The sequence below is a fragment of the Streptomyces shaanxiensis genome, from assembly GCF_039537145.1.
GTDB classification, from domain to species: domain Bacteria; phylum Actinomycetota; class Actinomycetes; order Streptomycetales; family Streptomycetaceae; genus Streptomyces; species Streptomyces shaanxiensis.
Map to the genome: position 1 here is coordinate 63,179 of NZ_BAAAZY010000018.1, position 24,729 is coordinate 87,907.

20 protein-coding genes and 1 pseudogene are annotated in these 24,729 nt (G+C 71.5%); 6 read left to right on the forward strand and 15 right to left on the reverse strand.

Annotation, left to right across the window (positions count from 1 at the left end; translation table 11 throughout):
* Window positions 1-33: 33 nt before the first annotated feature.
* Complete coding sequence (locus tag ABD932_RS30350; protein WP_345017461.1) at window positions 34-4,680, reverse strand: amino acid adenylation domain-containing protein; 4,647 nt, start codon at window positions 4,678-4,680, stop codon at window positions 34-36.
* 431 nt (window positions 4,681-5,111) lie between these two features.
* Entirely contained in the window at window positions 5,112-5,330 is a 219-nt protein-coding gene (locus ABD932_RS30355) for an MbtH family protein (RefSeq protein ID WP_345017463.1), read from the reverse strand.
* Window positions 5,331-5,512: 182 nt separating this feature from the next.
* Here ABD932_RS30355 and ABD932_RS30360 point away from each other — a divergent pair, with 182 nt between their 5' ends.
* From ABD932_RS30360 to ABD932_RS30375, 4 genes are all read left to right on the forward strand, one after another.
* Window positions 5,513-6,451, forward strand: a complete 939-nt coding sequence (locus ABD932_RS30360) for a TauD/TfdA family dioxygenase (protein ID WP_345017465.1) — start codon at window positions 5,513-5,515, stop codon at window positions 6,449-6,451.
* A gap of 82 nt (window positions 6,452-6,533) precedes the next feature.
* Window positions 6,534-7,535 carry a TauD/TfdA family dioxygenase gene (locus ABD932_RS30365; protein ID WP_345017467.1) on the forward strand — a complete coding sequence of 334 codons (1,002 nt, stop codon included), beginning with the start codon at window positions 6,534-6,536 and terminating at the stop codon, window positions 7,533-7,535.
* A gap of 82 nt (window positions 7,536-7,617) precedes the next feature.
* The gene (locus ABD932_RS30370) at window positions 7,618-8,175 is read left to right on the forward strand and encodes a glycoside hydrolase family 25 protein (protein WP_345017469.1); all 558 of its coding nucleotides are present in this window, start codon (window positions 7,618-7,620) and stop codon (window positions 8,173-8,175) included.
* A gap of 53 nt (window positions 8,176-8,228) precedes the next feature.
* Window positions 8,229-8,771, forward strand: coding sequence for an MOSC domain-containing protein (locus ABD932_RS30375; RefSeq protein WP_345017471.1), 543 nt, complete (start codon window positions 8,229-8,231; stop codon window positions 8,769-8,771).
* A 295-nt stretch (window positions 8,772-9,066) separates the two neighbouring features.
* On the opposite strand, the gene ABD932_RS30380 is transcribed toward ABD932_RS30375, so the two are convergent.
* The 9 genes and pseudogenes from ABD932_RS30380 to ABD932_RS30415 form a co-directional block, all read right to left on the reverse strand.
* On the reverse strand, window positions 9,067-9,285 hold the full coding sequence (locus ABD932_RS30380) for an EF-hand domain-containing protein (protein WP_126395194.1): 219 nt from the start codon (window positions 9,283-9,285) through the stop codon (window positions 9,067-9,069).
* 68 nt (window positions 9,286-9,353) lie between these two features.
* On the reverse strand, window positions 9,354-9,848 hold the full coding sequence (locus ABD932_RS44070) for a hypothetical protein (protein WP_425587537.1): 495 nt from the start codon (window positions 9,846-9,848) through the stop codon (window positions 9,354-9,356).
* A gap of 259 nt (window positions 9,849-10,107) precedes the next feature.
* Window positions 10,108-10,158: pseudogene (locus ABD932_RS44075) on the reverse strand (hypothetical protein); the annotation flags it as partial.
* A gap of 134 nt (window positions 10,159-10,292) precedes the next feature.
* Window positions 10,293-10,964: an ADP-ribosyltransferase gene (locus tag ABD932_RS30390; RefSeq protein WP_345017475.1), complete on the reverse strand. Its 672-nt coding sequence runs from the start codon at window positions 10,962-10,964 to the stop codon at window positions 10,293-10,295.
* 90 nt (window positions 10,965-11,054) lie between these two features.
* Window positions 11,055-12,239, reverse strand: coding sequence for a YncE family protein (locus tag ABD932_RS30395; RefSeq protein ID WP_345017477.1), 1,185 nt, complete (start codon window positions 12,237-12,239; stop codon window positions 11,055-11,057).
* A 493-nt stretch (window positions 12,240-12,732) separates the two neighbouring features.
* On the reverse strand, window positions 12,733-13,236 hold the full coding sequence (locus ABD932_RS30400) for an ATP-binding protein (protein WP_093911899.1): 504 nt from the start codon (window positions 13,234-13,236) through the stop codon (window positions 12,733-12,735).
* 296 nt (window positions 13,237-13,532) lie between these two features.
* A complete protein-coding gene (locus tag ABD932_RS30405) occupies window positions 13,533-14,300 on the reverse strand; it encodes an enoyl-CoA hydratase/isomerase family protein (protein WP_345017480.1) in 768 nt (255 codons plus the stop codon).
* Between the two features lie 219 nt (window positions 14,301-14,519).
* A complete protein-coding gene (locus ABD932_RS30410; protein WP_345017482.1) occupies window positions 14,520-15,761 on the reverse strand; it encodes a L,D-transpeptidase in 1,242 nt (413 codons plus the stop codon).
* A gap of 184 nt (window positions 15,762-15,945) precedes the next feature.
* Window positions 15,946-17,187, reverse strand: coding sequence for a L,D-transpeptidase (locus tag ABD932_RS30415; protein WP_345017484.1), 1,242 nt, complete (start codon window positions 17,185-17,187; stop codon window positions 15,946-15,948).
* A 158-nt stretch (window positions 17,188-17,345) separates the two neighbouring features.
* Between ABD932_RS30415 and glgX the strand changes: the two genes are divergently transcribed.
* Window positions 17,346-19,598 carry a glycogen debranching protein GlgX gene (glgX, locus tag ABD932_RS30420; protein WP_345017486.1) on the forward strand — a complete coding sequence of 751 codons (2,253 nt, stop codon included), beginning with the start codon at window positions 17,346-17,348 and terminating at the stop codon, window positions 19,596-19,598.
* A gap of 137 nt (window positions 19,599-19,735) precedes the next feature.
* Entirely contained in the window at window positions 19,736-21,151 is a 1,416-nt protein-coding gene (locus ABD932_RS30425; protein ID WP_345017488.1) for a sulfatase family protein, read from the forward strand.
* Here ABD932_RS30425 and ABD932_RS30430 read toward each other — a convergent pair.
* From ABD932_RS30430 to ABD932_RS30445, 4 genes are read right to left on the reverse strand one after another with little or no spacing between them, the layout of a single operon-like run.
* Window positions 21,148-21,816, reverse strand: coding sequence for a response regulator (locus ABD932_RS30430; RefSeq protein ID WP_345017490.1), 669 nt, complete (start codon window positions 21,814-21,816; stop codon window positions 21,148-21,150). The genes ABD932_RS30425 and ABD932_RS30430 overlap by 4 nt on opposite strands.
* Entirely contained in the window at window positions 21,809-23,062 is a 1,254-nt protein-coding gene (locus ABD932_RS30435) for a sensor histidine kinase (protein ID WP_345017491.1), read from the reverse strand. The genes ABD932_RS30430 and ABD932_RS30435 overlap by 8 nt, the downstream gene beginning before the upstream one ends.
* 25 nt (window positions 23,063-23,087) lie before the next feature.
* A complete protein-coding gene (locus ABD932_RS30440; RefSeq protein ID WP_345017492.1) occupies window positions 23,088-23,822 on the reverse strand; it encodes an ABC transporter permease in 735 nt (244 codons plus the stop codon).
* Window positions 23,819-24,724: an ABC transporter ATP-binding protein gene (locus tag ABD932_RS30445; protein ID WP_345017494.1), complete on the reverse strand. Its 906-nt coding sequence runs from the start codon at window positions 24,722-24,724 to the stop codon at window positions 23,819-23,821. Before ABD932_RS30445 ends, ABD932_RS30440 begins: the two co-directional genes overlap by 4 nt.
* Window positions 24,725-24,729 lie beyond the last annotated feature (5 nt).

The following is a 24,729-nucleotide window of genomic DNA, read 5'->3' on the forward strand; positions in this document are numbered from 1 at the left end:
GTTCGTCGGGTGGGTCGTCAACGGCTCGCGCGGTCAGGCGAGTTCGGAATCGGTCAGCTGGTCGATCTCGGCCCGGATCCGCTCCTCGATCGCCTGGGCCAGCCCGCCGACGGTGGGCTGTTCGAAGACCGTCCGGATGGTCAGGTCGACGTCGAAGGCGTCCTGGAGGCGGGAGGTCATCCGGATGGCGAGGATGGAGTGTCCGCCCAGTGCGAAGAAGTTGTCGTGCACGCCGATCCGCTCCAGGCCGAGCACCTCGCCCCAGATCTCGGCGATGCGCTCCTCGGTCGGCGTCGACGGCGCCTGGTAGGCGCCCGCCGTCAGGTCGACGACGGGCAGGGCGCGGTGGTCGACCTTTCCGTTGGAGGTGAGCGGGATGGCCGGGACGACGGCGTAGGCCGTCGGCATCATGTACTCGGGGAGTACCGCCGCGATCCCTTCGCGTACGGCGGTCAGGTCGGGCTCGACGGGGCCGTCCGGGACGAGGTAGGCGGCCAGGGACTTCTCGCCCGCGTCGTCGGTGCGCAGTACGACGACGGCGTCCCGGACGCCGGGAAGCTCCGTCAACGCGGCTCGGATCTCGCCGAGTTCGATGCGGTAGCCGCGCAGTTTGACCTGGTCGTCGATGCGGCCGAGGAACTCGATGGCGCCGTCCGGGAGACGGCGGGCGAGGTCGCCGGTGCGGTAGAGGCGGGCGCCGGCCGGCCCGAACGGGTCGGGCACGAAGCGCTCGGCGGTCAGCGCCGGGCGGCGCAGATAGCCGCGGGCCACGCCGTGCCCGCCGACGTACAGCTCGCCCGCGACGCCGACCGGGACGGGGTGTCCGGCGGGGTCGAGGACGTACGCGGTGGTGTTCGGCAGGGGGCCGCCGAGCGGGACCGGGCGGTCGTAGGTCTCGGTGACGGGGTGGGCGGTGGAGCCGATGGACGCCTCGGTGGGGCCGTACTCGTTGATCAGCCGGTGGTCGCCGAGGGCGGTCAGCCAGTGGTTGGCGGTCCGGGCGGACAGCGCCTCGCCGGCGACCAGCACGGTCCCGGCCAGGCGGGCCGTCCGAGCGGCGTCGAGCTGGTGGGCGAGCAGGTCCAGGTGGCCGGGGGTGAGCTTGACGAAGTCGAACGGGCCGGCGTCGGCCAGTGCCTGCCCCAGTCCGGCGAGGTCCAGATCGGCGGGCAGGACGTGCACGGGGCCGCCGGTCATCAGCGGCACGTACACGTTGGTGGCGGGCAGGTCGAAGGCGATGGAGGAGAACAGGGGCGCTCCGCCGTCGCCGCCGGACGTCAGCTCCTGTGCCGCCCAGCCGAGATGGTTGGCCAGGCCGCCGTGGGTGACCATGACGCCCTTGGGGGTGCCGGTCGAGCCGGAGGTGTAGATGACGTAGGCGAGGGCGGCCGGGTCGCTGTGGCGCGGCGGGGCGTCGGCGGGCCGTTCCGCGACCGCCGTGCGCTCGTGGTCCAGGAGGAGCCGGGTGCCCGTGAAGCCGTCGGTGGCGTGCGCGAGCGCGGACTCGGTGAGCAGGACGGCCGCCCCGCTGTCGGTGAGGACGTGGCGCAGCCGCTCGGCCGGGTTGGTCGCGTCGAGCGGGACGTACGCGGCGCCCGTCTTCCACACCGCGAGCAGGGCGGCGACCAGGTCGGGGCCCCGGTCGAGGCAGACGCCGACCAGGGACTCCGCACCGACGCCGTGCGCGGCGAGATGGTGGGCGAGGCGGTTGGCGTGCGCGTCGAGGTCGCCGTACGACAGCCGTGCGTCGCCCGCGACGACGGCCAGGGCGTCGGGGCGGGCGGCGGCCGTGGCCTCGATGCGGTCGAGGACCGTGCCTGCGGGGAACTCCTCGGCGGTCGCGTTCCACTCGCCCAGCAGGCGGGCGCGCTCGGCGTCGGGCAGGATGTCCGCCTCGGCGAGCGCGGTGGCCGGGGCGGCGGTCACCGACGTCAGCAGGCGGACGAAGTGGTCGGCGAACCGCTCGATCGTGGCGTGCTCGAACAGGGCGGTGGCGTATTCGAGGGCGCCGGTCCAGGTGCCGTCGGCCTCGCGCCGTACGTACAGGGTGAGGTCGGTCTTGGAGACCTGGCGGGCGCCGCGCAGATAGTCCAGGTCGGTGCGGTCGGGCATGCCGCCGGTGAGCTGCTCGTCGTGCATGTTGAAGGCGACCTGGTAGAGCGGGGTGCGGGACAGGTCGCGCTCGGGGCGCAGTTCCTCGACGAGATGCTCGAACGGCACGTCCTGGTGGGCGAAGGCGTCCAGGCAGGCGCCGCGCACCCGGCCGAGGGCGTCCTCGAAGGACTGTCCGGCGTCCAACGGGCAGCGCAGCACGAGGGAGTTGAGGAAGAAGCCGACCATGGGCCGCAGTTCGGGCCGGGTGCGGCCGGCGACGGGTGCGCCTACGACTACGTCCCACTGCCCGGTGTGCCGGGCCAGCAGGGTGCCGAACGCGGTGAGCAGCGTCATGAACGGCGTGGCCTCGTGACGGCGGCCCAGCGCGGTCGCGGCCTCGACGAGGGGCTGCGGGATGGTGAAGGTGACGGCGGAGCCGTGCGGGTCGCGCTCCGGGGGGCGCGGGTGGTCGGTGGGCAGCTCCAGCGGGGCCATGCCATCGAGCGTGCGGCGCCAGAAGTCCAGGTCGTCGGCGAGCCGCTCGGTGGTGCGCCACTGCTGCTGCCAGGCCGCGAAGTCCGGGTACTGGACCGGCAGTTCGGGCAGCTCGGGCGTCTCACCGGCGTGCAGGGCGCGGCACAGGGTGCGGAACTCGTCCTCCAGGACGGCCGAGGACCAGCCGTCGCAGGCGATGTGGTGGATGGTGACCAGCAGCAGCTGGTCCTCGCCGGGCGCCCGGCCCAGCAGAGCCCGCCAGACCTGGCCGCCCTCCAGGTCGAAGCCCGCCTCGAACTGCTCGGCGTAGACGGGGACGAGCTCGTCCCGGTCGCCGTCGACGACCCGCAGCTCGACCGGCGTGTACGGCTCGACGATCTGCACGGGTTCGCCGCCGCGGGAGGCGTAGCGGGTGCGCAGTGCCTCGTGCCGCTCGCCGAGGATGTCCAGCGCGCGGCGGACGGTGTCGGCGGAGATGTCCGGGGAGAGCCGGATGAAGAGGGGCGCCGCCCACTCCGGGCTCTTGGGGTGCATCGTGTCCATGAACCACAGCCGCCGCTGCCCGAAGGACAGCGGGAGTTCCCCGTCGCGGGGCACCGGTGTGACGGCGGGTTCGGTGTCGGCGGCGGATTCGACCAGCGCGGCCTGCTCGCGGACGGTGACCGCGGCGAACAGGTCGGCCAGCACCACCTGGCGGCCGGTGGCCCGGTGCAGCATCTCGGCGAGCTGGGTGAGGACCAGCGAGTGCCCGCCGAGCTGGAAGAAGTTGTCGTCGAGGCCGACGTCGGGGACGCCGAGCAGCTCCGACCACGTCGCGCAGACGGCCCGCTCGGCTTCGGTGGCCGGAGCCACGTGGGGCGGTCGCCCCGGGAGTTCGGGAGCGACGGGGACGACAGCGCCCTCGGTGACCCGGCCGAGGAGCTCCAGGGCGCCGTCGGCACGCCAGCGGACCTCGTCGCCGGTGCGGTACATGCGCGAGCCCGGCGTTCCGAACGGGGCGGGCCGCAGCCGCTCGGCCGTCGCCCTCGGGTCACCCAGGATGCCGCGCGCCACGCCGAGCCCGGCGACATGCAGCTCGCCCGGGACGCCGGGAGGCGCCGGGTCGCCGTACGCGTCCAGCACCAGGACCCGCACCTTGTCGACCGGCCGCCCGAGGGCCACGGCGGCCGTGGCGTCGCCGGATCCCCCGTCGACGGGGGAGGCGGTGACCGCGAGGGCGCCGCCGTCGGGGCCGTACACCTGCCAGGCCTGGCCACCGGACGCGGTGACGGCGGCGGTGGCGGAATCGGCGGGGGCTCCGGCGGCGAGGACGAGGCGCAGGGCGGTGCAGGAGCGCCAGTCACCCGACGCCGTCGAGGAGTTGAGGTCGGGTGCGGCGACCGGCAGCACGGTGACGCCGTGGGCGGCGACCGTGTCGGCGAGGGAGGCCTCCCCGGTGGCGGCCGTCACCACGGTCGCACCGGCGGCGAGGGCGGTGAACAGCGGCCAGTAGGCGGGAAGACCGGAAGGCGTGTACAGCACACGGTCGGCGTCGGACACACCGAAGCGACGGGTGGTCCAGCGGACGTGGTGCGCGACGGTCGCGTGATCGACCATCAGATGCCCGCTGCCGTCGGCCGGCCGGGACACCCACGCAAGGTCGTCGGCCTCGACGGTGACGGCGGGCGGGGTGGCCGGCTGGGAACGCAGGGTGTCGCGCTCGCCGTCGAGGGCGATCACCAGGGCCGGTCCGGCCTCGGCTCGCAGCGCGGCGGCCGCGTGGCCATGGGTCAGGACGGCCGCCGGCTCGACATGCCGACGCAGCGCCCGAAGCGCCTCCTCCGGGGCATCGGCCGACAGCGGCACGACGGCCGCGCCCGCCCGCCAGACCGCCAGCAGTGCGGTGGGCAGGTCGGCGGAGGCCGGCAGGTGCACGGCGACGAGCGATCCGCGGCCCACCCCGGCCGCGCACAACAGGTGCGCCAGCCGGTTGGCCTGCGCGTCGAGCTCCGCGTAACCGATCCCGGGGCCGCCGTCGACGACTGCGGGCCGGTCGGGGGCCTGGGCTGCCAGGTCCGAGAAGAGAAGGTGGAGGGGCGACTGACGTGCCACAAGTGCTCCCCGTGGGGTCGTTGTGCGGTGGGTGGGCGGGGTGGGTGAAGGGGCGGGCGAGTCCCGGGCCGGGCGGATGTGGCACCGGGGGCGGACGGGGTGGGTGCCCGGGGAAAGGCGGGTGCGCGCGGGCCGGCGGCGGCCTGTGGGCCGACGGCGCCCTGTGGGTCTGACGGCGGGCGGCAGGACCGTCGTGCAGGCGGCCGGGATCACCGGCATGCTGCTCGCCTCGCGATGCGCGGGCCCGATGGGCGTACGCAGGGATCGGGCGGTCGGGACGAACCGTCCACGCATTGCGCGCCACGTCCCGTCACGTGGCGCAGGTATCCGTACCGAGCACCCGTGCTCAGCCCGCCGGGGCATGACCGCGACCGGGGCCCGGCAGGCGCCCGGTGAGCCGACCACCCCGGGCCGGCGCCGGGTCCCGTCGCTCAGCCGGCCGCCTGCTCGGCCATCCGGCGGCGCAGGCTGAGCGGACGCATGTCGGTCCAGATCTCGCCGATGTGGGCGAGGCACTCCTCCTTCGTGCCCCGGGTGCCCTCGGCGTGCCAGCCCGCCGGCAGCTCCCGCTCGGACCACCAGATGGAGTACTGCTCCTCGTCGTTGAGGACGACGAGGTAGGTCTGCGCGTCGGTGTTCTGCTCGGCCATGTCGCTCCCTGATCGATTGGGTTTCGAACGTGTCGTATCGGCTTCGGGAGTCTGTGAACCGGCGCTATAGGCCTTCTATATCGGTCGGCCCCGGCGTGTAGAGCCGATATAGAAACGCTCCGCAAGCTGTCCGGCGAATCGCATTCCACACGCCGTGCCACGGCGCAGAAGGGAAGGCCGGGATGCCGGACCACCGGAACTGGAAACCACTGGAGATCACCCCGGCGAGCGTGGGCGCGGAACCCGGCGCCAAGGGTCTCGCCGCGTATCTCGACGCGCTTCCCGACCTGGCCGGGCTGCTGGTCGGGGAGCGTGCGCTGGTGTTCCGGGACTTCGGCGTCGACCCCGACGAACTCGACACCGTCATGGACCGTCTGCTGCCCGACCGGGCGGCTTATGTGCACGGGAATTCCCCGCGTACCAAGGTCGGGCGAAACGTCTACACCTCGACGGAATATCCGCCGGAATTCGTCATCTCGATGCACAACGAGCTTTCGTATGCGCACCGCTGGCCGACCCGACTGCTGTTCTTCTGCCACACCGCCCCGGAAACCGGCGGCGCCACCCCCGTGGTGAACGGCGCGCTGTGGCTGGCGTCGCTGGACGACGAGGTGCGCGAGGCGTTCGCCGGCGGCGTGCGTTACACGCAGAACCTGCACGGCGGCCGTGGCCTCGGCAAGAGCTGGCAGGAGACCTTCGAGACGGAGGACCGCGACGCGGTCGAGGAGTTCCTCGCCACGACCGAGGCCGACTGGAAGTGGCTGCCGGGCGACGCCCTGCGCGTCACCCAGGACCGCCCGGCCACCCTGCGGCACCCGGTGACCGGCGAAGAGGTGTGGTTCAACCAGTCCGACCAGTGGCACCCCGCGGCACTCGGCGAGGACGCGGCCGCGCTGGCCCGGGTACTGCCCGCCGACGAACTGCCGCAGTCCGTCAGCTTCGCCGACGGCAGCCCGATCCCCGACGCGTATGTGCTCCAGGTGCGCGACCGCGGCCTGGCCGCCGCCGTCGACGTGGACTGGCACCGCGGTGACCTGCTGCTGATCGACAACGTGCTGGTCGCCCACGGCCGCCGCGCGTTCACCGGCAGCCGCCGGGTGCTCGTGGCCATGTCCAGCTGAAACACCGATTCCCGCACGCCCGGACGGCCGCCGAAGACCCGTCGGGCGACGCAACCCGCAAGCCCAGGCCCGAAGGAGACGCATGTCCATCGCGACCCCCGATCCGGGGGCGGTCCGGTCCGACGCGGACGCACCGCTCTCGCTGACCCTGACCGACCCGGAGCGCGACGCATTCGCCACGCTGGCACGGCAGTTGGCCACCACGGCGCCGGAACTCGTCGACGACGCCAAGTGGGTGGCCGCGGCCCGCGAGCTGGCCGCCCACCTTCCGCCGAGACTGCGCCAGGTCGTACGGGCCTATCGGCACGACCCCGGCGAGGACGGCATCCTCGTGCTGCGCAACCTGCCCGTGGGCCTGGAGGCGCTGCCGCCGACACCGACCGTGCCGGAGTCCGTGGAGCGGGACGCGACCGTCCCGGCCGCCATCGCCGTACTGATCGCCTCGGAACTGGGCGAGATCGCCGCCTACCGCAACGAGAAGTCGGGCGCCCTCGTGCAGAACGTGGTGCCGGTGCCGGGCCGCGAGGAGACGCAGAGCAACGCCGGCTCCACCCCGCTGGAACTGCACGTCGAGAACGCCTTCCACCCGCACCGCCCCGACTTCGTGGGCCTGCTGTGTCTGCGCGGCGACCGCGACGACGCCGCCGGCACCCTCGTCTCGTCGATCCGCCGCGCGCTGCGCCTGCTGGCCCCCGAGACCCGGCAGGTGCTGCACCAGGAGCGCTTCACCACCGTGCCGCCGCCGTCCTTCCAGTCGGGGGACGCGGCCGTCGCCCACGCGGTGCTCACCGGAGACCCCGAAGACCCCGACGTCAAGGTCGACTTCCACGCCACCGCCGCCGTCGACGCGGAGGCCGCGACGGCCCTGGAGCAGCTGCGGGACGCCTTCATCGAAGCCTCCACGTCACTGCCGCTGCGCTCCGGCGAGATGGCGTTCGTGGACAACCGCCTGGCCATCCACGGCCGTACGGCCTTCACTCCGCGCTACGACGGCCACGACCGCTGGCTGCACCGCACGTTCGTCCTCCTCGACAACCGCCGCACCCGCGGCAGCCGCCCCGGCAACGGCAGCGTCCTCGTGTGACCGCTGCCGACGTTCCGACCTCGCGCAAACAGGGCATCATCAACTCCCATCCCCCCACTCACACTTCGGGAGCCCACCCCACATGCTGCGCGGCGTCGACGTAAGCGCGTACCAGTCCTCCTCCTACCCCACGGACGGCCTCTCCTTCGTCTTCATCAAGGCGACGGAGGGCCGCTCCTACATCAACCCCAAACTCGCCGCCCAGACCAAGCGAGCCCGTGACGCCGACCTGGTCGTCGGCTTCTACCACTTCCTGTGGCCCGGCAACCTCTCGGCCCAGGCGGAGTACTTCGTCAGCAAGGCCCCCGAGAGAGCGGGTGACATCCTCGCCGTCGACTGGGAGACGACGAGCGAGGGCACGCATGCCAGCAACGCGGAGAAGGATCTCTTCATCCGCAAGGTCAAGGAGAAGCGGCCGAACAATCCGGTCGTTCTCTACTGCAACCGAAATTACTGGCTCAACGTGGACACCACGTCCTACGCCGGCGACGGTCTCTGGATCGCCGACTACGTCACGGCGGGCAAGCCCCGCATCAAGGCGAAGTGGCGCTTCCACCAGTACACGGACGACCCGCTGGACAAGAACGTGGCGGACTTCTCCAGCAAGGCCGCACTGCGCGAGTGGGCCCTGGACGCATAGGCTCTGACCTGCGGCGAAGCAGTCGTCGCTGCAGAAGAGGGGAGCTTCACGTCATGGGTGGCACTGTCGCCGCGGTCAGCAGCAACGGGACGTACTCGTTCACCAAGCCGAACCGGGAGAGCATCACGCTGATCGCGGGGTTCGGGGTGGAGGGTGACGTGCACGCGGGTGCGACGGTGAAGCATCGGTTCCGCATGCGCAAGGACCCCTCACAGCCGAACCTGCGGCAGGTGCACCTCATCCATGCGGAATTGTTCGACGAGGTGCGCACGGCCGGATTCGAGGTCGGGGCCGGGGAACTCGGGGAGAACATCACCACCCGGGGGATCGACCTGCTGGGGCTGCCCACCGGGACCCTGCTGAGACTCGGCGACGAGGCCGTCGTCGAGGTGACCGGCCTGCGGAATCCCTGTGCTCAGATCGACGGCTTCCACAAGGGCCTGATGAAGCAGGTCGTCGGGCGGGACGACGAGGGCCGCACTCGGTTCAAGTCCGGGATCATGAGCGTCGTCGTCAGCGGGGGTCCGGTGCGAGCGGGGGACCCGATCGACGTCGAACTGCCCGACGGGCCGCACCGGCCGCTGGAGATCGTGTGAGGTGGCTGCGCCGGTGCGCCGCGGATCGCGTCCCGGCCTTCGAAACCCTCGGCGATCACCAGGCGGAAGCCGCCGTCGGCCCGCCGGCCCCACGGGCTGGAAACGGCCGCCCTGACCGGCCCCGGCCATAGCGGCGGCGTGCGCTGCGTCCACGGCACCCCGGCCCGCCCCCGGACGGATCGCCGGCCCTGGAGCGGCACGGCTGCCCGTGGACCGTACGGATCCGGGTCCCGGACATGCCGAAAGGGGCACCCGTCGGCCGTACAGGCCGGCCGGGCACCCCTTTCGCCGGGCGTCACTTGCTCAGGAAGGCCCAGAACTCGTCGAACGACAGGAGCTTGTCGCCGTTCAGGTCGCGGCTCTTGATGATCGCCTCGGCGACCGCCTCGGTGACGTTCCAGTCGCCGCCCTGGGCCAGAGCGGACTTGAACTCGGCGGCGGTGATGGTGCCGTCACCGTCCGCATCGATGCGCTCGAACTGCTTGCGTGCTTCCTCGATGTCGATGTGCGCCACCGGTCCGCCCCTTTACTCGCGTTTGCTCGCGTCTGTCGTGTTGTGCTGGCTTGCTGCCGCAGGTCAGATTAACCGCCCGCCCGCGCCTCCAGCGCGGCGACCACCCACGCGAACTCCGCACGGTGCGCCGACGCGGGCCCGTGGCCCTTCACTACGGCCAGCAGCTCGCGGTACCGGGAGACGTTGTCGTTCGCGCTGGACCTCATGCGTTCGTGTACCGCGGCCGGGTCGGCGTCGCCGAGCAGGTCCCGCAGGATCCGCTCCGCCTCGGGCGACTCCGGGGAAACGCCCCGCTCCCGCGCCTCGGCCGCCAGCCGCACCAGATTCCGGGCGAACCACATCGACGCCCCGACGGGGGTCTCGGGCCCCCGGCCGGACGCGTTGAACTCGGCCACCGTGCGCATGTGCGCCCGGAACTCCGGGTCCCGCAGCAACTCGGCCGGCTCCACCCAGGCGTCCACCTGCTCGGGCGTCGGCTCGTCCGGCAGATCCACGGCCATGTTCCGCATCCGCTCGCGGATCACGGGGTCCGCGGTGTCCAGGCCGTGGAACATCTCGTCCACGAACTCCTCGAGGATCCGCCCCCGCTCGGCGGCCGACAGTCGCGCCAGCTCGGGGGGCCCGGGGGTATCCCCCCAGAAAGCACAGCAAGAGCGTCATCTCCTCCGCGGTCGACCCGCGCCTCGCAACGGTCGACAGCACCGCCCGGGTCACTCTGAGGGACCGGATCTGAGCGTCCGGCGCGGCGACATGCGTGGCCGCCACCGACGCCACGTCCCCGGACGACCGGGTCACGGGGTGCAGGACACCCTCGTCGGACCAGTAGCGGATGGTCCGGACGGTCAGTCCGGTGGCCCGGGCCAGCTCGCCGATGGTGAAGAGTCCGGGCCGTCTTCGGTCATGTCTGCGAGTGTGGGCCCTCCAGTGGGTGGAGACTCAAGCGGAGACCCCTCGGGCCGCCGGGGAACGCCCGCAGCGTGCGGGCGTTCCAGGCGGCCGGCTGTCGCTCAGTGCCAGGCCTCGAAGTGCGGGTTGCTCTGGCAGCCGCTCATGATCTCGACCTTGGTCGTCTTGTTCACCGGGCAGACGCCGATGATGTACTTCCGGTCGATACCGCCCGGGAAGGCCACCTCCACCTGGTCGGCCCATTTATGGGTGTCGCCGATGGTCTTGTTGACGTCGATGCCGCCGGGGGCGTCGATGTAGTAGTTCCAGCCCGACTTCCACCACTTCTTGTACAGGTCGTGGTCGTACGTCGTGGACACGTACGGGGAGGGCTGGTTGACCAGGACGTACTGCTCCAGGTCGTACTGGCCGCCCACCACGTCCTTGGGCTTGAAGCCCTCCTGGAAGACGATCTCCGGGCCGCGGCCGTCGGCCCGGTAGAGCGTGCCGCAGGTCGTGCGCCACGCCGGGTCGGGGGTGATGCGGTCGACGTCGACGCGGCGGTCGGCGGCGGCCTTGACCTTGTCCTCGTACTGGACGGGACAGGCGGCCGGAGCGGGGGCGGCGGCCGGGGCGGGGACGGCGGCCCTGGCCACGGTCGCGGCGACCGAGGCGGGGAGATCGGCGACCGAGGTGCGGGGGGACTCCGGAGCCGTGGCGGCCGTCGTCGCGAGGACGGCCGAGAGGGACAGGACGGCGGCAGCGGCCCGCCGCCGCAGGCGAGTTGTGATCATGGGAGTACCATCCCGGGCCCACGGCGGTGGGGCGTGGAGCGTCACTCGTACGGCGGCGTGTCCGCTGACCGCCGGTCAACTGCCGGGCGGCTAGCGGAAGATGCCGGTGTGCCCGAGGGAGTAGCGGCCGGGCTGCGGGTAGACGGCGAGGCCGTGCGGGCCGCTGCCGACCGGGACGCGGGCGAGCTGCTTCCCGGTGCGGGTGTCGATGGCGTACACCTCGGAGTCGTAGCGGCCCGACAGCCACAGCACCTTGCCATCGGCGGAGACGCCGCCCATGTCGGGGCTGCCGCCGTCCGGAAGGCGCCACTTCTTGGTGAGCTTGTTCTTCGTGAAGTCGAAGACGGAGACGCTGCCTTCGCCGCGGTTGGAGACGTACATCTCGCGTGAGTCGCGGCTGACGTAGAGGCCGTGGCAGCCCTTGCCGGTGCGCAGGAGGGTGGGCTCGGTGAACTTGTCGCCGTCCAGGACCCACATGCCGTCGGCCATCATGTCGGCGATGTAGAACCTCTTGCCGTCCGGGGAGATCTTCACGTCCTGGGGCATCGCGCCGTCGAAGGGGAGCTTCTGCTGACCGACGACCTTCATCCTCTGGGTGTCGACCTTGAGCAGTTCGCCGCTGAACTCGCAGGAGACGATGAAGTACCGGCCGTCGAGGGAGAAGTCGGCGTGGTTGACGCCGTAGCAGGTGACCGGCTCGGTCTTGATCCGCTTCATGGTGTGGGGGTCGCGGAAGACGAGTTCGCGGTCGAGGGAGGCCATCACGACGGCGTACTTGCCGTTGGGGGTGAAGTAGAGGTTGTACGGGTCGTGGACCTCGACCTCCTTGCCCGCCTTGCCGGTCTTCGGGTCGATGGGGGTGAGGGTGTGGCCGCGGTTGTTGTTGACCCAGAGGGTCTTCATGTCCCAGGACGGGACGACGTGCTGGGGCTGGCGGCCGACGCGGATCGTCTCGATGATCTCGTACGTCTTCGGGTCGATGACGGAGACGGTGTCCGACTCGCTGTTGGGGACGTACACGCGGGACGGGAAGTCCTTGACGACCGGGGAGAGCTTGTTGGGGCGGTCGGCGGCGTAGACGTCCTTCGGGTCGAGGACGGGGGGCATGCCGGGGAGGCCGTCGACGGGCCTCTTCTTCGGTGGGGCCGGGATGGCGGCCTGGGTGCCGTGGGCGTCGGTGGCGGGGCGGGTCTTGCCCTTGGCGGATTCGGTGCCGCAGGCGGCGAGGGCGAGGAGGCCGAGGCCGGCGAGGAGGGTGCGGTGGATGAGGTTCATCGGCGGTTCTTCCGTGCGGCGGGGTTGGGCGGGGCGGGGGCGGGCCCGACTGGGGGTCCGGCGGGGAGTCGGTCTAGGTCACCGGACTATTTAATGAGGATTGCTTTGAAAAACGCATGATTCACCCGATAAGCGGCTCGTCCCGGGTCGCTGCCCAACAGCCTTTTCTCGCCCCCGCCGCCCCTACCCGTCCCGTCCCTGGGGGCTGCCGCCCCCAGACCCCCGCTTCGGCCCGAAGGGCCTCGTCCTCAAACGCCGGACGGGCTGGAGTGCCTGGGCCTGCGTCCAGAAGTGACGGCCCGCTGAGGGTGGGTGAGGGCTGGGGACGGCATCCCCCTCGGGTGGGTGGAGGATCGGGACGGCGCGTTCTCATCCTCGAACGCCGGACGGGCTGAAATACCTGGGCCGGCGTTCAGAGGTGACGGCCCGCCAGTGGTGGGTACCTCGGCCGGGTACAGTCCCGGAACCCCCAGGCTCGTCGCGGCGCCGGACGCTAGCGGTCGGCCACCCTCATTTCGAACCACGTCGTCTTGCCGCGCGGCAGCAGGTCCACGCCCCAGCGGTCGGAGAGTTTGTCCACCAGGAACAGGCCCCGGCCGCTGACGTCCATCTCCTGGACCGGCATCAGGCACGGCAGCCCGCGCGACGGGTCGCGGACCTCGATGCGGATCCAGCCGCGGCGGCGGCGCATGCGGAGGCCGAAGACGCGGGCGCCGGTGTGGCGGACGGCGTTGCCGACCAGTTCCGAGACGAGCAGGACCGCGTCCTCCGTCATCTTCGGGGTCAGGCCCCACTGGCGCAGGACCACCACCTGGGCCAGCCGCCGTGCCGTGGCCGCGGACTCGGGGCGGGACGGGAGCGGAACCTCCGCCTCCGTGGGATTGCCGAACAGTTCGAGCGCCTTCGAGGCAGCTTCGTCCTCGACCCCCGGCGACCAGCGTGCGGCAGTCGCACGGCCGTGTCCCCGCGGCTGTTCAATACCCTCCAGCCCCGCCATGACCCCATCATGGCCGCCGACAGCGCCCTCCGGGGCCGTTACCGCGGAATGCACTCCCCGGAATTCCTTATTCCGCAGGGCTCCAACGGCATATGACAGGGGCAGTTCGGGGTCATTCACAGCCCGTCCGACCTGCGATGACGGCTCGGCTGGAGGCAATCGACAGGCTCCCTCGACAAGACAGGCTTAAGGCTGCCTTAAGGCTGCCATAAACCGCCCCATCGAGGGACCCGGATCAGACATCCCGTCAATTGCAAGTGATTCGGCCGAGTTTCAGACGAGGGTTTCCCCGGCCCTCAGAGGAACTTCGCCTTGCCGGGGCCCTCCTCCACGAAGATCCGCATCCCCCGCTCCCGGTCCTCCGTCGCGAACAGGCCCGCGAACCAGTTCCGTTCGACGGCGAGGCCCGTCTCGATGTCCGTCTCCAGGCCCGTGTCGATCGATTCCTTCGCCGCCCGAAGCGCGATCGCCGGTCCCTGCGCCAGCTTCGCCGCCCAGGCGTGCGCCTCGGCGTAGACCTGGTCCGCCGCCACGACGCGGTCCACCAGGCCCAACTCCCGTGCCTCGTCCGCCTTCACCATACGGCCGGTGAAGATCAGGTCCTTCGCCTTCGACGGGCCGATCAGGCGGGACAGGCGCTGCGTGCCGCCCGCGCCCGGGATCAGGCCGAGCAGGATCTCCGGCTGGCCCAGCTTGGCGTTGTCCGCGGCGATCCGGTAGTCCGCGCACAGCGCCAACTCGCAGCCGCCGCCGAGCGCGTAGCCCGTCACCGCCGCCACCACGGGCTTCGGGATCCGGGCCACCGCCGTGAACGACTCCTGCAGGGCCCGGGCGCGCAGGACCATCGCCGTGTGGTCCATGGCCTGCATCTCCTTGATGTCCGCGCCCGCCGCGAACACCTTCTCCCCGCCGTAGATCACCACGGCCCGTACGTCGTCACGCCGGCCCGCCTCCTCGGCGAGCTCCTTGAGCCTGTCCTGGGTGGCGACGTCCAGCGCGTTCATCGGCGGGCGGTCGAGGCGGAGGGTACCGACACCTTCGGCGACTTCGAGATTCACGGTCATGCGAGCAGGTTAACGGGGACTAACGGGAACTGGTCCGGTGCGGTCGCTCACACTCGGCCGGGGGTCTGGGGGTTGCCCCCAGGCAAGCACAGCACGGGGACTAACGGGAACTGGTCCGGTGCGGTCGCTCACACAGCACCGCACAGGGACCAACGGCAGTGGCCCCGGTGCCGTACCTCACAGAGAGGACGGGCGCCGGGGCCACCGATCAGGCGCGCGTTACGCCTTCCACTTCTCCCAGGACATGTTCCAGCCGTTCAGGCCGTTGTCCGGAGCCACCGTGCCGTCGGCGGAGTTCTTCACGACCACCACGTCGCCGATCATCGAGTGGTTGTAGAACCACGCGGCCGGGGTGTCCTTGCTCCACGCGCCCTTGACGTCGCGCAGGCCGATGCAGCCGTGGCTGGCGTTGGTGTTGCCGAAGGCGCCGCCGGCCCAGTAGTTGCCGTGGATGAAGGTGCCGGAGTCGGTCAGGCGGGTGGCGTGCGGGACGTCCTTGATGTCGTACTCGCCCTCGTAGCCGACCGTGTCGCCGTTCATGCGGGTCTGGACGAACTTCTCGGTCATGACCATCTGGCCGTTCCAGGTCTCGTACCCGGGCGCGCCGGTGGTGACGGGGATGGTCTTGACGACCTTGCCGTCCTGCGTGACCTTCATCGTCTTGGCCTTCGCGTCGACGACCGAGACCTGGTTGCGGCCGATGGTGAAGGTGACATTCTTGTCCTGCTCGCCGTAGACGCCGTCGCGGCCCTCGACGCCGTCGAGGTTGAGGTCGACGGTGACCTTGGTGCCTTCCTTCCAGTACTTCTCGGGACGGAAGTCGAGGCGGTCGTTGCCGAACCAGTGGCCCGCGACCTCGACGGCCGGCTCGGTCTTGACGGTGATCGCCTTCTCGACGTCCTCGGGGTTGGTGATGCCCCGGGTGAAGCGGAGGGAGAACGGCATTCCCACGCCGACCTCCGAGCCGTCCTCGGGGGTGAACCGGCCGAGGAAGGTGTTCTTCGGGGTCAGGGTGGTGAAGTCGGCCTCCTTGGACGCCTCCAGGCCCGCGGAGTCCTTGGCGACCGCGTGCACCGTGTACTTCGTGGCGGCCGCGAGATGCGTGGACGGCGTCCAGGTGCCGCCGTCGCCGGATATCTCCCCGGCTATCGCCTTGCCCTTGGCGTCCTTGACCTCGACGTCCGTCAGCTTGCCCTTGGCCGCGGTGACCTTCAGCGCGCCGCTGGTCTCGACGGACTTGGCGCCGTCCCCCGGAGCTATGGTCACCACGGCCTGGGACTTCTTGGCCTCCGCCGTGCCGGCGTCCTTGCCCTTGCCGTCACCGGCTCCCGAGTCCGATCCGCCGCCCCCGCCGCACGCGGTGACGGCGAGCAGCAGCGCACCGGCGAGTGCCGCCGACCACTTGTGCCCACGCCTGCCGCGCGCGTCAACCGACGCCCCCGATATCGGCCGCACGTTCAAGTCCTTCTCCCCTCCCCGGCCCCCAGGCCCTCGGGCCTGGTCCGCCCGTTCCCCCGCGCGTCCGACGCGCGCACCGGCGCATATTAACCACAAGGTCATGTGCGTCGGCGCCGCGCGATTGTCACTGTTCAGTTCCAACATCAGCAGATAGCCGGTTGGTCGAGCAACTCACCCCCCTGTCCTGTTACTTCACCGCACTCCCTGCCTTCCACTCCTTCCAGCCCATATTCCATCCTCCGAGGCCATTGTCGGGAGCGACCTTTTTGTCGTTGCTGTGGACGACCTCGACGACGTCGCCGATCAGGCTGCGGTCGAAGAACCAGCCCGCGGGCGTCTCCGAGCTGCCGCCCTTCACGTCCCTGAGTCCCACGCATCCGTGGCTGACATTGGTCCGTCCGAAGGTGGTGGCGTCCGCCCAGTAGTTGCCGTGCAGGAAGGTGCCGGAGTCGGTGAGGCGCATGGCGTGCGGGACGTCCGGGATGTCGTACTCGCCCTTGCCGTTCTTCTTCTTGAAGCCGACCGTGGCGCCGTTCATCCGGGTGAGTTCGAGCATCTCGGTGACGACCATCTTGCCGTTGTAGGTGGTCATCTTCGGGGCGCCCGCCGTGATCGGCACGGTCGCGAGGAGCTCGCCGTCGCGCCGTACCTCCATGGTGTGGCGGGCCGCGTCGACGACGGAGACCTGGTGGCGGCCGACGGTGAACGAGAACGTCTTGTGCTGGAGGCCGTACACCCCCGGCGCGCCCTCGACGTCGCGCAGGCGCAGCGCCACGGTGACCTGCGTGCCCGGTTTCCAGTGGTGCTGGGGGCGGAAGTCGAGGCGGGATTTGCCGAACCAGTGCGGGCTGATCTCCACGGCCGGCTCGGCGGTGACCTGGACGGCGCGTTCGACGGCGGCGCGGTGCTCGATCTCCCGGTTGAACTCCAGGGAGACGATCATTCCGGTGCCGACGGTGGAGCGGTTCTCCGGGGTGACGTATCCGATGAACCGCTCGTCGGGGACGTACGTGGTGAAGGTCGTGTGCCGTGCGCTGCGACGCCCGTGGCCGTCGAGGGCCACCGCGTCGACCGTGTACCGGGCGGCCAGCGCGAGTCCGGGGTCGTCGGGCTCCCAGCGCCGGCCGTCCTCGGAGATGCGCCCGGGCACCGGGGTCTCCTGGGCGTCCTGCGACTTGACGACCTTCACCGACTCCAGGCGCCCGCTGAGCACCCGGACGAGCAGCTTGTCGTCGGGGCGTGCGCCCTTGGAGCCGTCGTCGGGCAGGACCCGGATGACCTCCTCGGGCGCCGGCGGTTTGCCCAGCATCTCGTCGACGCCGCCCCCGTCCGACGTGCAGCCGGTCGCCCCGGCCAGCAGGCCGGCCCATGTCAGTACGGCGGCCAACACGGCCCCCGCGCGCCGCGCGCGCCCTTGTACGTGCCTCACGAAGACCCCAACGACCGGGGTGGTCCTGGGGAAACGTGAGTGCGAGCCAAGCGGTGGGCAGAACAGTGGGGAGGACGACGCGACGGGGAGCCGCGGACCGGGACACCGGGGCTCTCCTTCCACATTCGTGTGGTCCCTGAGCCGTGGGAGGCCGTCAGGTGTCGAGCGCAGCCGAGCAGGAGGCGGTGGCCGCCGCGGTCGCCGCTGAGGAGGGGCGCCCGGCCGCCGTCGTGAACGGCGCGCGGCGCAAGGCCCCCGCGGTGCCCGTGTGGCCGGGCACGCCCGTGCCGCTCGGCGCCCGTTACCGGGTCGGCCCGGACGGGGTGGCGGGCACCAACTTCGCGCTGTGGGCGGGGGGCGCGGAAGCCGTCGAGCTGTGTCTCTTCGATGAGCAGGGGAAGGAGACGCGGGCCAAGCTCACCGAACTGACGCACGAGATCTGGCACGGGTTCGTGCCGGGTGTCATGCCGGGGCAGCGCTACGGCTACCGGGTGCACGGCCGCTGGGACCCGTGGACGGGCGGCCGCTGGAACCCGGCGAAGCTGCTCCTCGACCCGTACGCGCGCGCGGTGGACGGCGACTTCAGCCTGCCGCCGGAGGTGTACGGGCATGTCCGTGACTGGCCCCAGCAGCATGTCGCGGACACCGTGCGCGACGACCGGGACTCGGCGCCGTACGTCCCGAAGGGCGTGGTCGTCCACGACGACGCCCCCGACGACGAGTGGATGGACGACCGCCGGCCGAAGACGCCGTGGGCCGACTCGGTGATCTACGAGGTGCATGTGCGGGGCTTCACGAAGCTGCACCCGGGGATCCCGGCGGAGCTGCGGGGGACGTACGCCGGCCTTGCGCACCCGGCGGCGATCGAGCACCTGGTGAAGCTGGGCGTGACGGCCGTCGAGCTTCTCCCGGTTCATCAGTTCGCGCACGAGGACCATCTGCTGCGCAAGGGCCTGCGCAACTACTGGGGCTACAACTCCATCGGCTACTTCGCCCCGCACGCCGCGTACGCCGCCTCTGGTACGACCGGTCAGCAGGTCGGCGAGTTCAAGCGGATGGTGCACGCGCTGCACGCGGCCGGGATCGAGGTCATCCTCGACGTGGTCTACAACCACACGGCGGAGGCGGGCGAGCTGGGCCCGACGCTGTCGCTGAAGGGCATCGACAACCGGGGGTACTACCGGTTGCAGTCGGACGCGCGCCGGTACGCGGACTACACGGGCTGCGGGAACACGCTGCACGTCGTCCAGCCGCACGTCCTGCGGCTCATCACCGACTCGCTGCGGTACTGGGTGACGGAGATGGGGGTGGACGGCTTCCGCTTTGACCTGGCGGCCGCGCTGGCCCGCTCCATGCACGACGTCGACATGCTCTCGCCGTTCCTCGCCGTCATCGCGCAGGATCCGGTGCTGCGGCGGGTGAAGCTGATCGCCGAGCCGTGGGACGTGGGGTCGGGCGGGTACCAGGTGGGGGCCTTCCCGCCGCTGTGGACGGAGTGGAACGACCGCTACCGCAATGCCGTACGGGACTTCTGGCGGGGCGCGCTGCCGGACGTACGGGATCTGGGGTACCGGCTGTCGGGGTCGAGCGATCTGTACGCGTGGGGCGGGCGGCGGCCGTACGCCTCCGTGAACTTCGTGACCGCGCACGACGGTTTCACGCTGCGGGACATGGTGTCCTACGAGCGCAAGCACAACGAGGCGAACGGCGAGGGCAACCGGGACGGTTCCGACGACAACCGGGCCTGGAACTGCGGCGCCGAGGGCGAGACGGGCGACGAGCGCGTACGGGCGCTGCGGCGGCGCCAGCTGCGGAACCTGCTGACGACCCTGCTGCTGTCGACGGGTGTGCCGATGCTGGTCGCGGGTGACGAGCTGGGGCGGACACAGCGGGGCAACAACAACGCGTACTGCCAGGACAACGAGATCAGCTGGCTGGACTGGGGGCTCCTCGAGGAGCCGGGCTGGAAGGCGCTGTTCGATCTGACGTCCCGGCTGATCGAGCTGCGGCACCGGCATCCCGTGCTGCGGCGGCGGGCGTTCTTCTCCGGGCGGGCGCACTCGGCGGACGGGCTGCGGGACCTGGCCTGGTTCACCGCGCGGGGCACGGAGATGACGGAACGGGACTGGTACGCGCCCGCCGCCACGCTGGGCATGTATCTGTCCGGGCGGGACATCCCGGGCCGGGACGAGCGCGGGGCGCCGATAGTGGACGACAGCTTCCTGGCCGTGCTGCACGCCGGGGACCGGCCGGTGAGCTTCGTGCTGCCGGGGCCGCCCTGGGCGGAGCGGTACGAGGTGGTCGTCGACACGTCGAGGGAGGACCAGCAGGAGGCGCCCGGGACGGAGCACCGGGCGGGGGCGGCGATCACGGTGCCGGCGCGGGCGGTGCTGTTGCTGAGGGTTGACTGAGAGGGCGCACCGGGTCCTTGCGGCAGCGTTCCGGGGCCTTGCGGCAGCGTTTCACGTCATTGAGGCGGCGTTTCAAGGTCATGAAATCCGCGTCGGATTCCTGGTCATGAGATCGGCGCGCTGATCGACTGGGGCGCATGCCCGAGATATCCCGCCGTGCCTTCGGCGGTCTGGTCGGCGGTGGCGCCGTGACCGCCGTCGCCGGTACGACGACCGCCGCCGAGGCCGCCGCAGCCGCCCCCGCCGAGCGCCCCTTCAAGGCCCGCCCCGCCGCCTCCGGGAAGCGCCCCAACCTCCTCGTCATCCTCGGCGACGACCTCGGCTGGGCCGATCTGTCCTCCTACGGCGCCCCGCACATCAGGACCCCGAACCTGGACCGGCTGGCCCGGCAGGGGGTGCGGTTCACGAACGCGTACTCCGGCTCGGCGACCTGCTCGCCGACCCGGTTCAGCCTCTACACCGGGCGCTATCCGGGCCGTACGCCGGGCGGTCTCGCCGAGCCCATCGCCAACAAGGCGCAGGGGCTGGACCCCAACCACCCCACCCTGGCCTCCCTGCTGAAGAAGGCCGGCTACGCCACCGCGCTCATCGGCAAGTGGCACTGCGGCTGGCTGCCCGACCACAGCCCCACCAAGTCCGGGTGGGACGAGTTCTTCGGCAACTTCGGCGGCGTCCTGGAGTACTACTCCAAGCTCGGCCAGCTCGGCACCTACGACCTCTACGAGGGCGACGCCGAGTACAAGGACCTGCGCTACTACACGACCGTGCTGACCGAGCGGGCCGTCGAGTACGTGAGCCGGGACCACGACAAACCCTGGCTGCTGAACCTCAACTTCACCACCCCGCACTGGCCCTGGCTCGCGGAGGGCGACGAGGAGACCGGCGCCGAGATCGAGGCGAAGATCCGGGCCGCGAAGAGCCAGGCCGAGGTCAGCAGGGCGCTCAACCACTACGACGGCGGCTCGGTCGAGAAGTACACGCAGATGGTCGAGAGCCTGGACGCGGCCGTCGGCGAGGTGCTCGACGCGCTGCGCCGGTCGGGGCAGGAGGACAACACCCTCGTGCTCTTCGCCAGCGACAACGGCGGCGAGCGCTACTCCTACAACTGGCCGCTCAGCGGCGAGAAGTTCGTGCTGCTGGAGGGCGGCATCCGGGTGCCGTCCATCCTGCGCTGGCCCGCCCGCGTCGACGGCCGGCAGGTCAGCCACGAGCCGGTCTTCTCCCCCGACTGGACGGCGACCCTGCTGGAACTGGGCGGCGCGCGGCCCGACCCGGCGTACCCCCTGGACGGCACCAGCCTCGCGGGCTACCTGCTGCGCGGCGCGGAGCTGCCGGAGCGGGACCTGTTCTGGCGGGTGCGGGCCAACCGGGCCCTGAGGCGCGGGGACTGGAAGTACTACCGGGACGAGAAGGGCACCGACCACCTCTACGACCTCGGCGCCGACCAGCGCGAGCAGGCCGATCTGGCGCCCGACAGGCCGGAGTTGCTCGCGGAGCTCAAGGCTTCCTGGGAGAGGATCGCCGCCGGCCTCCTGCCCTACCCGACCAGCTAGCCGAGGATCCCCCGCTCGTACGCCGTCGCGACCGCCGCCGCGCGGTCGTTGACGCCCAGCTTGGCGTACAGGTGGGTGAGGTGGGTCTTGACCGTCGCCTCGCTGATGAAGAGTTCGCGGGCGATCTCGCGGTTGGAGGTGCCCTTGGCGACCAGGGCCAGGACCTCGCGTTCGCGGGCGGAGAGGGGCTCGTTGCCGGGGGCCTTCGGGGCGCGGACGGCGGAGACGAGGCGGGAGGCGACGGCCGGGGAGAGGACCGTACGGCCCTCGGCGGCGGCCCGGACCGCGGTGAACAGCTCGTCCCGCGGGGCGTCCTTGAGGAGATAGCCCGTCGCTCCCGCCTCGATGGCGGGGAGGGTGTCGGAGTCGGTGTCGTACGTGGTCAGCACGAGGACCTTGGCGCGGGCGCCGGTGCGGGTGAGGTGGGCGATCGCCGCGACCCCGCCGCCGCCCGGCATGCGCAGGTCCATCAGGATCACGTCGGGGTCGAGGGCGGCGGCCCGCTCCAGGGCCTCCTCGCCGTTCGCCGCCTCGCCGAGCACGACGAAGCCGGGCGCGGACTCGAACATGCCGCGCAGGCCGTCGCGTACGACGGGATGGTCGTCGACGATCAGCAGGGAGATGGACGACTCGTCACTCGTCCCGTCACTCATCGCGTCACTCATGGCGGACCAACGGTACGCGAGCCGACAGGGCCGTGCCGCGTCCCGGTTCGGACTCGACGGTGAGGCAGCCGGCGATGCGCTCGGCGCGGGCCCGCATGCCGGCCAGGCCGAAGCCGCCGGAGTGGGTGCGCTCGGGGAGGGTGAGCGGGTCGAAGCCCCGGCCGTCGTCGCGGATGTCGAGGATCACCTCGTCGCCGAGGAAGGAGAGGGTGACGCCCACACGGGTCGCGCGGGCGTGGCGGGAGGCGTTGGAGAGGGCCTCCTGGGCGATCCTCAGCAGCGTCGCCGAGAGCTCGTCGTGGAGTTGCTCCGCGGTGCCGGTGACCGTGAACTCGGCGCGTACGCCGGTCCGTTCGCCCCATTCGGCGACCGTGCTCTTCAGTGCCTCGGGCAGTCCGTCGTTCTCCAGGGCCACGGGGGCGAGGTTGTGCACCGAGCGGCGGGCCTCGCCGAGGCTGTGCCGGGCCAGGGCCGCGGCGCGGTCGAGGTGGGTGCGTGCGGTGGGCAGGTCGGGGGCGTTCGCGACGACCTGGAGCTGGGCGATGATGCCGGTCAGGCCCTGGGCGATGGTGTCGTGGATCTCGGCGGCGAGCCGGCGCCGCTCGTCGGCGACGCCCGCCTCCCGGGCCTGGACGAGGAGTTGGGCGTGAAGGGCGGCGTTCTCGTCGAGCGCCTGCTGCAACGCGGTGTTGGTGCGTTCGAGTTCGGCGATGGTCTCGGCGCGGGCGCGGGAGCGTTCCTCCTGCTGCGAGGTGAGGTGGCCGACGACCGTCAGCATGACGCTGTTGACCACCACGAGCCCGGCGAACACCGCCCACTGCACCGGCGCGTGGAACGGCAGTCCCCCGGCCTGCGCACCCGAGACGGCGATCGCGCAGGCGAAGGGACCGATCCACCGAAGGCTCCGGCGGGGCATCAACTCTTCGGCGTCGAAGTACCCGGCGGCCACGTAGAACGCGAAGAACGGGTTCAGCCAGGTCAGCGCGAAGCCGAGCGCCCAGCGCACGCCGTAGTACACCGTGCCCGCGGTGGACGGGCCCGGGCGGGTGCGGCTCGTCCGGCCCCACCACAGCTGGAGTGCGAACCCCGCGGCGACCAGCACCGCGACCGCGCCGCGTTCCGCCGTACTCGGCGTCAGTTCGGCGGTGGCGACCGCCAGCAGCGTGGCGACGGCGAGCAATCCGTACGGGCCCTTGCTGCGGATGAGCTCCCAGCGCCGCTCGATGTCGGTGTCCACCGCCGTCATGCCACCAGTCTGCACGGCCGACCGCCTACTCCCACCGGAACCAGCGCGCGGCACCGGCCGTCAGCAGCACGATCCAGGCGGCGACGACGCCCAGGTGGGCCCAGCCCGGCCAGTCACCGGCGGCGGCCTGGTTCAGCGCCTCCGAGGCCGCCCCGAAGGGCGTGTAGCCGACGGCCTCGGCCAGCACGTCCGGCATGGTCTGCACCGGCATCCACACGCCCGCGCAGAACATCGCCGGGAAGAACACCGCGGACCCGATGGCACCGGCGATCTTCGTGGTGCGGGACAGCGCGGAGACCAGCGCGCCGAGCGAGAGCGCGGCCAGGACGGTCAGGACGAGGGCGAGAAGGTATCCGAAGGGCTGCTCGGGCAGTCGTACGTCGAAGGCGAGCCGGCCCACCACGAGGGCGAGCAGCGCGGACGCCAGGGCGGCGGCACCGTAGACCGTCATCTGGGCGGTCAGCAGGGCGGACGGGCGGACCGGAGTGGTGGACATCCGGCGCAGGATGCCGCGTTCGCGGTACCCGGTGAGGGTCTGTGGCATCGCCTGGAGGCCGCTGACGATCAGCCCGAGCAGCACCGACACCGGAACGTACACGTCGATCGTCCGCAGCCCGCCGAGGTCGCTCTCGCGCTCGTGGAAGGCCGGGATCGAGCCGAGGATCACCAGCAGCAGGGTCGGGAACAGCAGGATCCAGAAGAGACTGCCGGGTTCGCGGCCGAACAGGCGGGTCTCGGTCCTCAGTACGGCGGTGTTCATGCCGCCTCCTCCTTGGTCAGGTCGAGGAACGCGTCGTCGAGGGTGGCGTCGCTGACGCGGAGCTGGTGGGCGGTGACGTGGCTGCGGGCGAGGAGGGTGATGACGGCGTTGACCGTCTCGTCGGTGCCGGACAGGGTGATACGGCCGTCCTTGTGCTCCACGGAGGCGAGCGCGGGCAGCGCGTTCAGGTCACGGTCGTCCAGCGGGGCGGACGGGGTGAAGCTGATGACGGTGCCGCCCGCCGAGCGGCGGATCAGCCCGGCCGGGGTGTCCAGGGCGGCCACCCGTCCCTTGTCGATCACCGCGATCCGGTCGCACAGCCGCTGCGCCTCCTCCATGAAGTGCGTGACGAGCAGGACGGTGACACCGTTCGCCCGGACGTCCTCGACGAGTTCCCAGGTGTCGCGGCGGGCGCGCGGGTCGAGGCCGGTGGTCAGCTCGTCCAGGACCACGATCCTGGGGTTGCCGATCAGGGCGAGCGCGATGAACAGGCGCTGCTTCTGGCCGCCGGACAACTTGCCGAACCGGGTGGTCAGTTTGGCGGTCAGGCCGAGGCGCTCGGCGAGGGGCCGCCAGTCGGCGGGCTTCTCGTAGAGGGCGGCGTACAGCTCCAGGGCCTCGCGGACGGTGAGTTTGTCCTGGAGCTCGCTCTCCTGGAGCTGGGCGCCGAGGACGCGGGCCACGCGCGCGTGGTCGGCGACGGGGTCGAGGCCGGTGACGCGGACCCGGCCGGCGTCGGGGACGCGCAGGCCCTCGACGCACTCGACGGTGGTGGTCTTGCCGGCGCCGTTCGGGCCGAGGATGCCGAAGATCTCGCCCTCGTCGACGGTGAAGGAGATGTCGTCCACGACGGTCCGGCCGCCGTAGGACTTGCGCAGGTCGGTGACTTCTATGACGGACATGGCAT

Bases quoted from the DNA above. Each gene is read 5' to 3' on its own strand.
- ABD932_RS30430 (WP_345017490.1), bottom strand. From the start codon at position 21,816: ATGAGTGACGCGATGAGTGACGGGACGAGTGACGAGTCGTCCATCTCC.
- ABD932_RS30370 (WP_345017469.1), top strand. From the start codon at position 7,618: ATGCTGCGCGGCGTCGACGTAAGCGCGTACCAGTCCTCCTCCTACCCC.
- ABD932_RS30360 (WP_345017465.1), top strand. From the start codon at position 5,513: ATGCCGGACCACCGGAACTGGAAACCACTGGAGATCACCCCGGCGAGC.
- ABD932_RS30445 (WP_345017494.1), bottom strand. From the start codon at position 24,724: ATGTCCGTCATAGAAGTCACCGACCTGCGCAAGTCCTACGGCGGCCGG.
- ABD932_RS30395 (WP_345017477.1), bottom strand. From the start codon at position 12,239: ATGAACCTCATCCACCGCACCCTCCTCGCCGGCCTCGGCCTCCTCGCC.
- ABD932_RS30375 (WP_345017471.1), top strand. From the start codon at position 8,229: ATGGGTGGCACTGTCGCCGCGGTCAGCAGCAACGGGACGTACTCGTTC.
- ABD932_RS30440 (WP_345017492.1), bottom strand. From the start codon at position 23,822: ATGAACACCGCCGTACTGAGGACCGAGACCCGCCTGTTCGGCCGCGAA.
- ABD932_RS30425 (WP_345017488.1), top strand. From the start codon at position 19,736: ATGCCCGAGATATCCCGCCGTGCCTTCGGCGGTCTGGTCGGCGGTGGC.
- ABD932_RS30355 (WP_345017463.1), bottom strand. From the start codon at position 5,330: ATGGCCGAGCAGAACACCGACGCGCAGACCTACCTCGTCGTCCTCAAC.
- ABD932_RS30365 (WP_345017467.1), top strand. From the start codon at position 6,534: ATGTCCATCGCGACCCCCGATCCGGGGGCGGTCCGGTCCGACGCGGAC.
- ABD932_RS30435 (WP_345017491.1), bottom strand. From the start codon at position 23,062: ATGACGGCGGTGGACACCGACATCGAGCGGCGCTGGGAGCTCATCCGC.
- ABD932_RS30405 (WP_345017480.1), bottom strand. From the start codon at position 14,300: ATGACCGTGAATCTCGAAGTCGCCGAAGGTGTCGGTACCCTCCGCCTC.
- ABD932_RS30390 (WP_345017475.1), bottom strand. From the start codon at position 10,964: ATGATCACAACTCGCCTGCGGCGGCGGGCCGCTGCCGCCGTCCTGTCC.
- ABD932_RS30400 (WP_093911899.1), bottom strand. From the start codon at position 13,236: ATGGCGGGGCTGGAGGGTATTGAACAGCCGCGGGGACACGGCCGTGCG.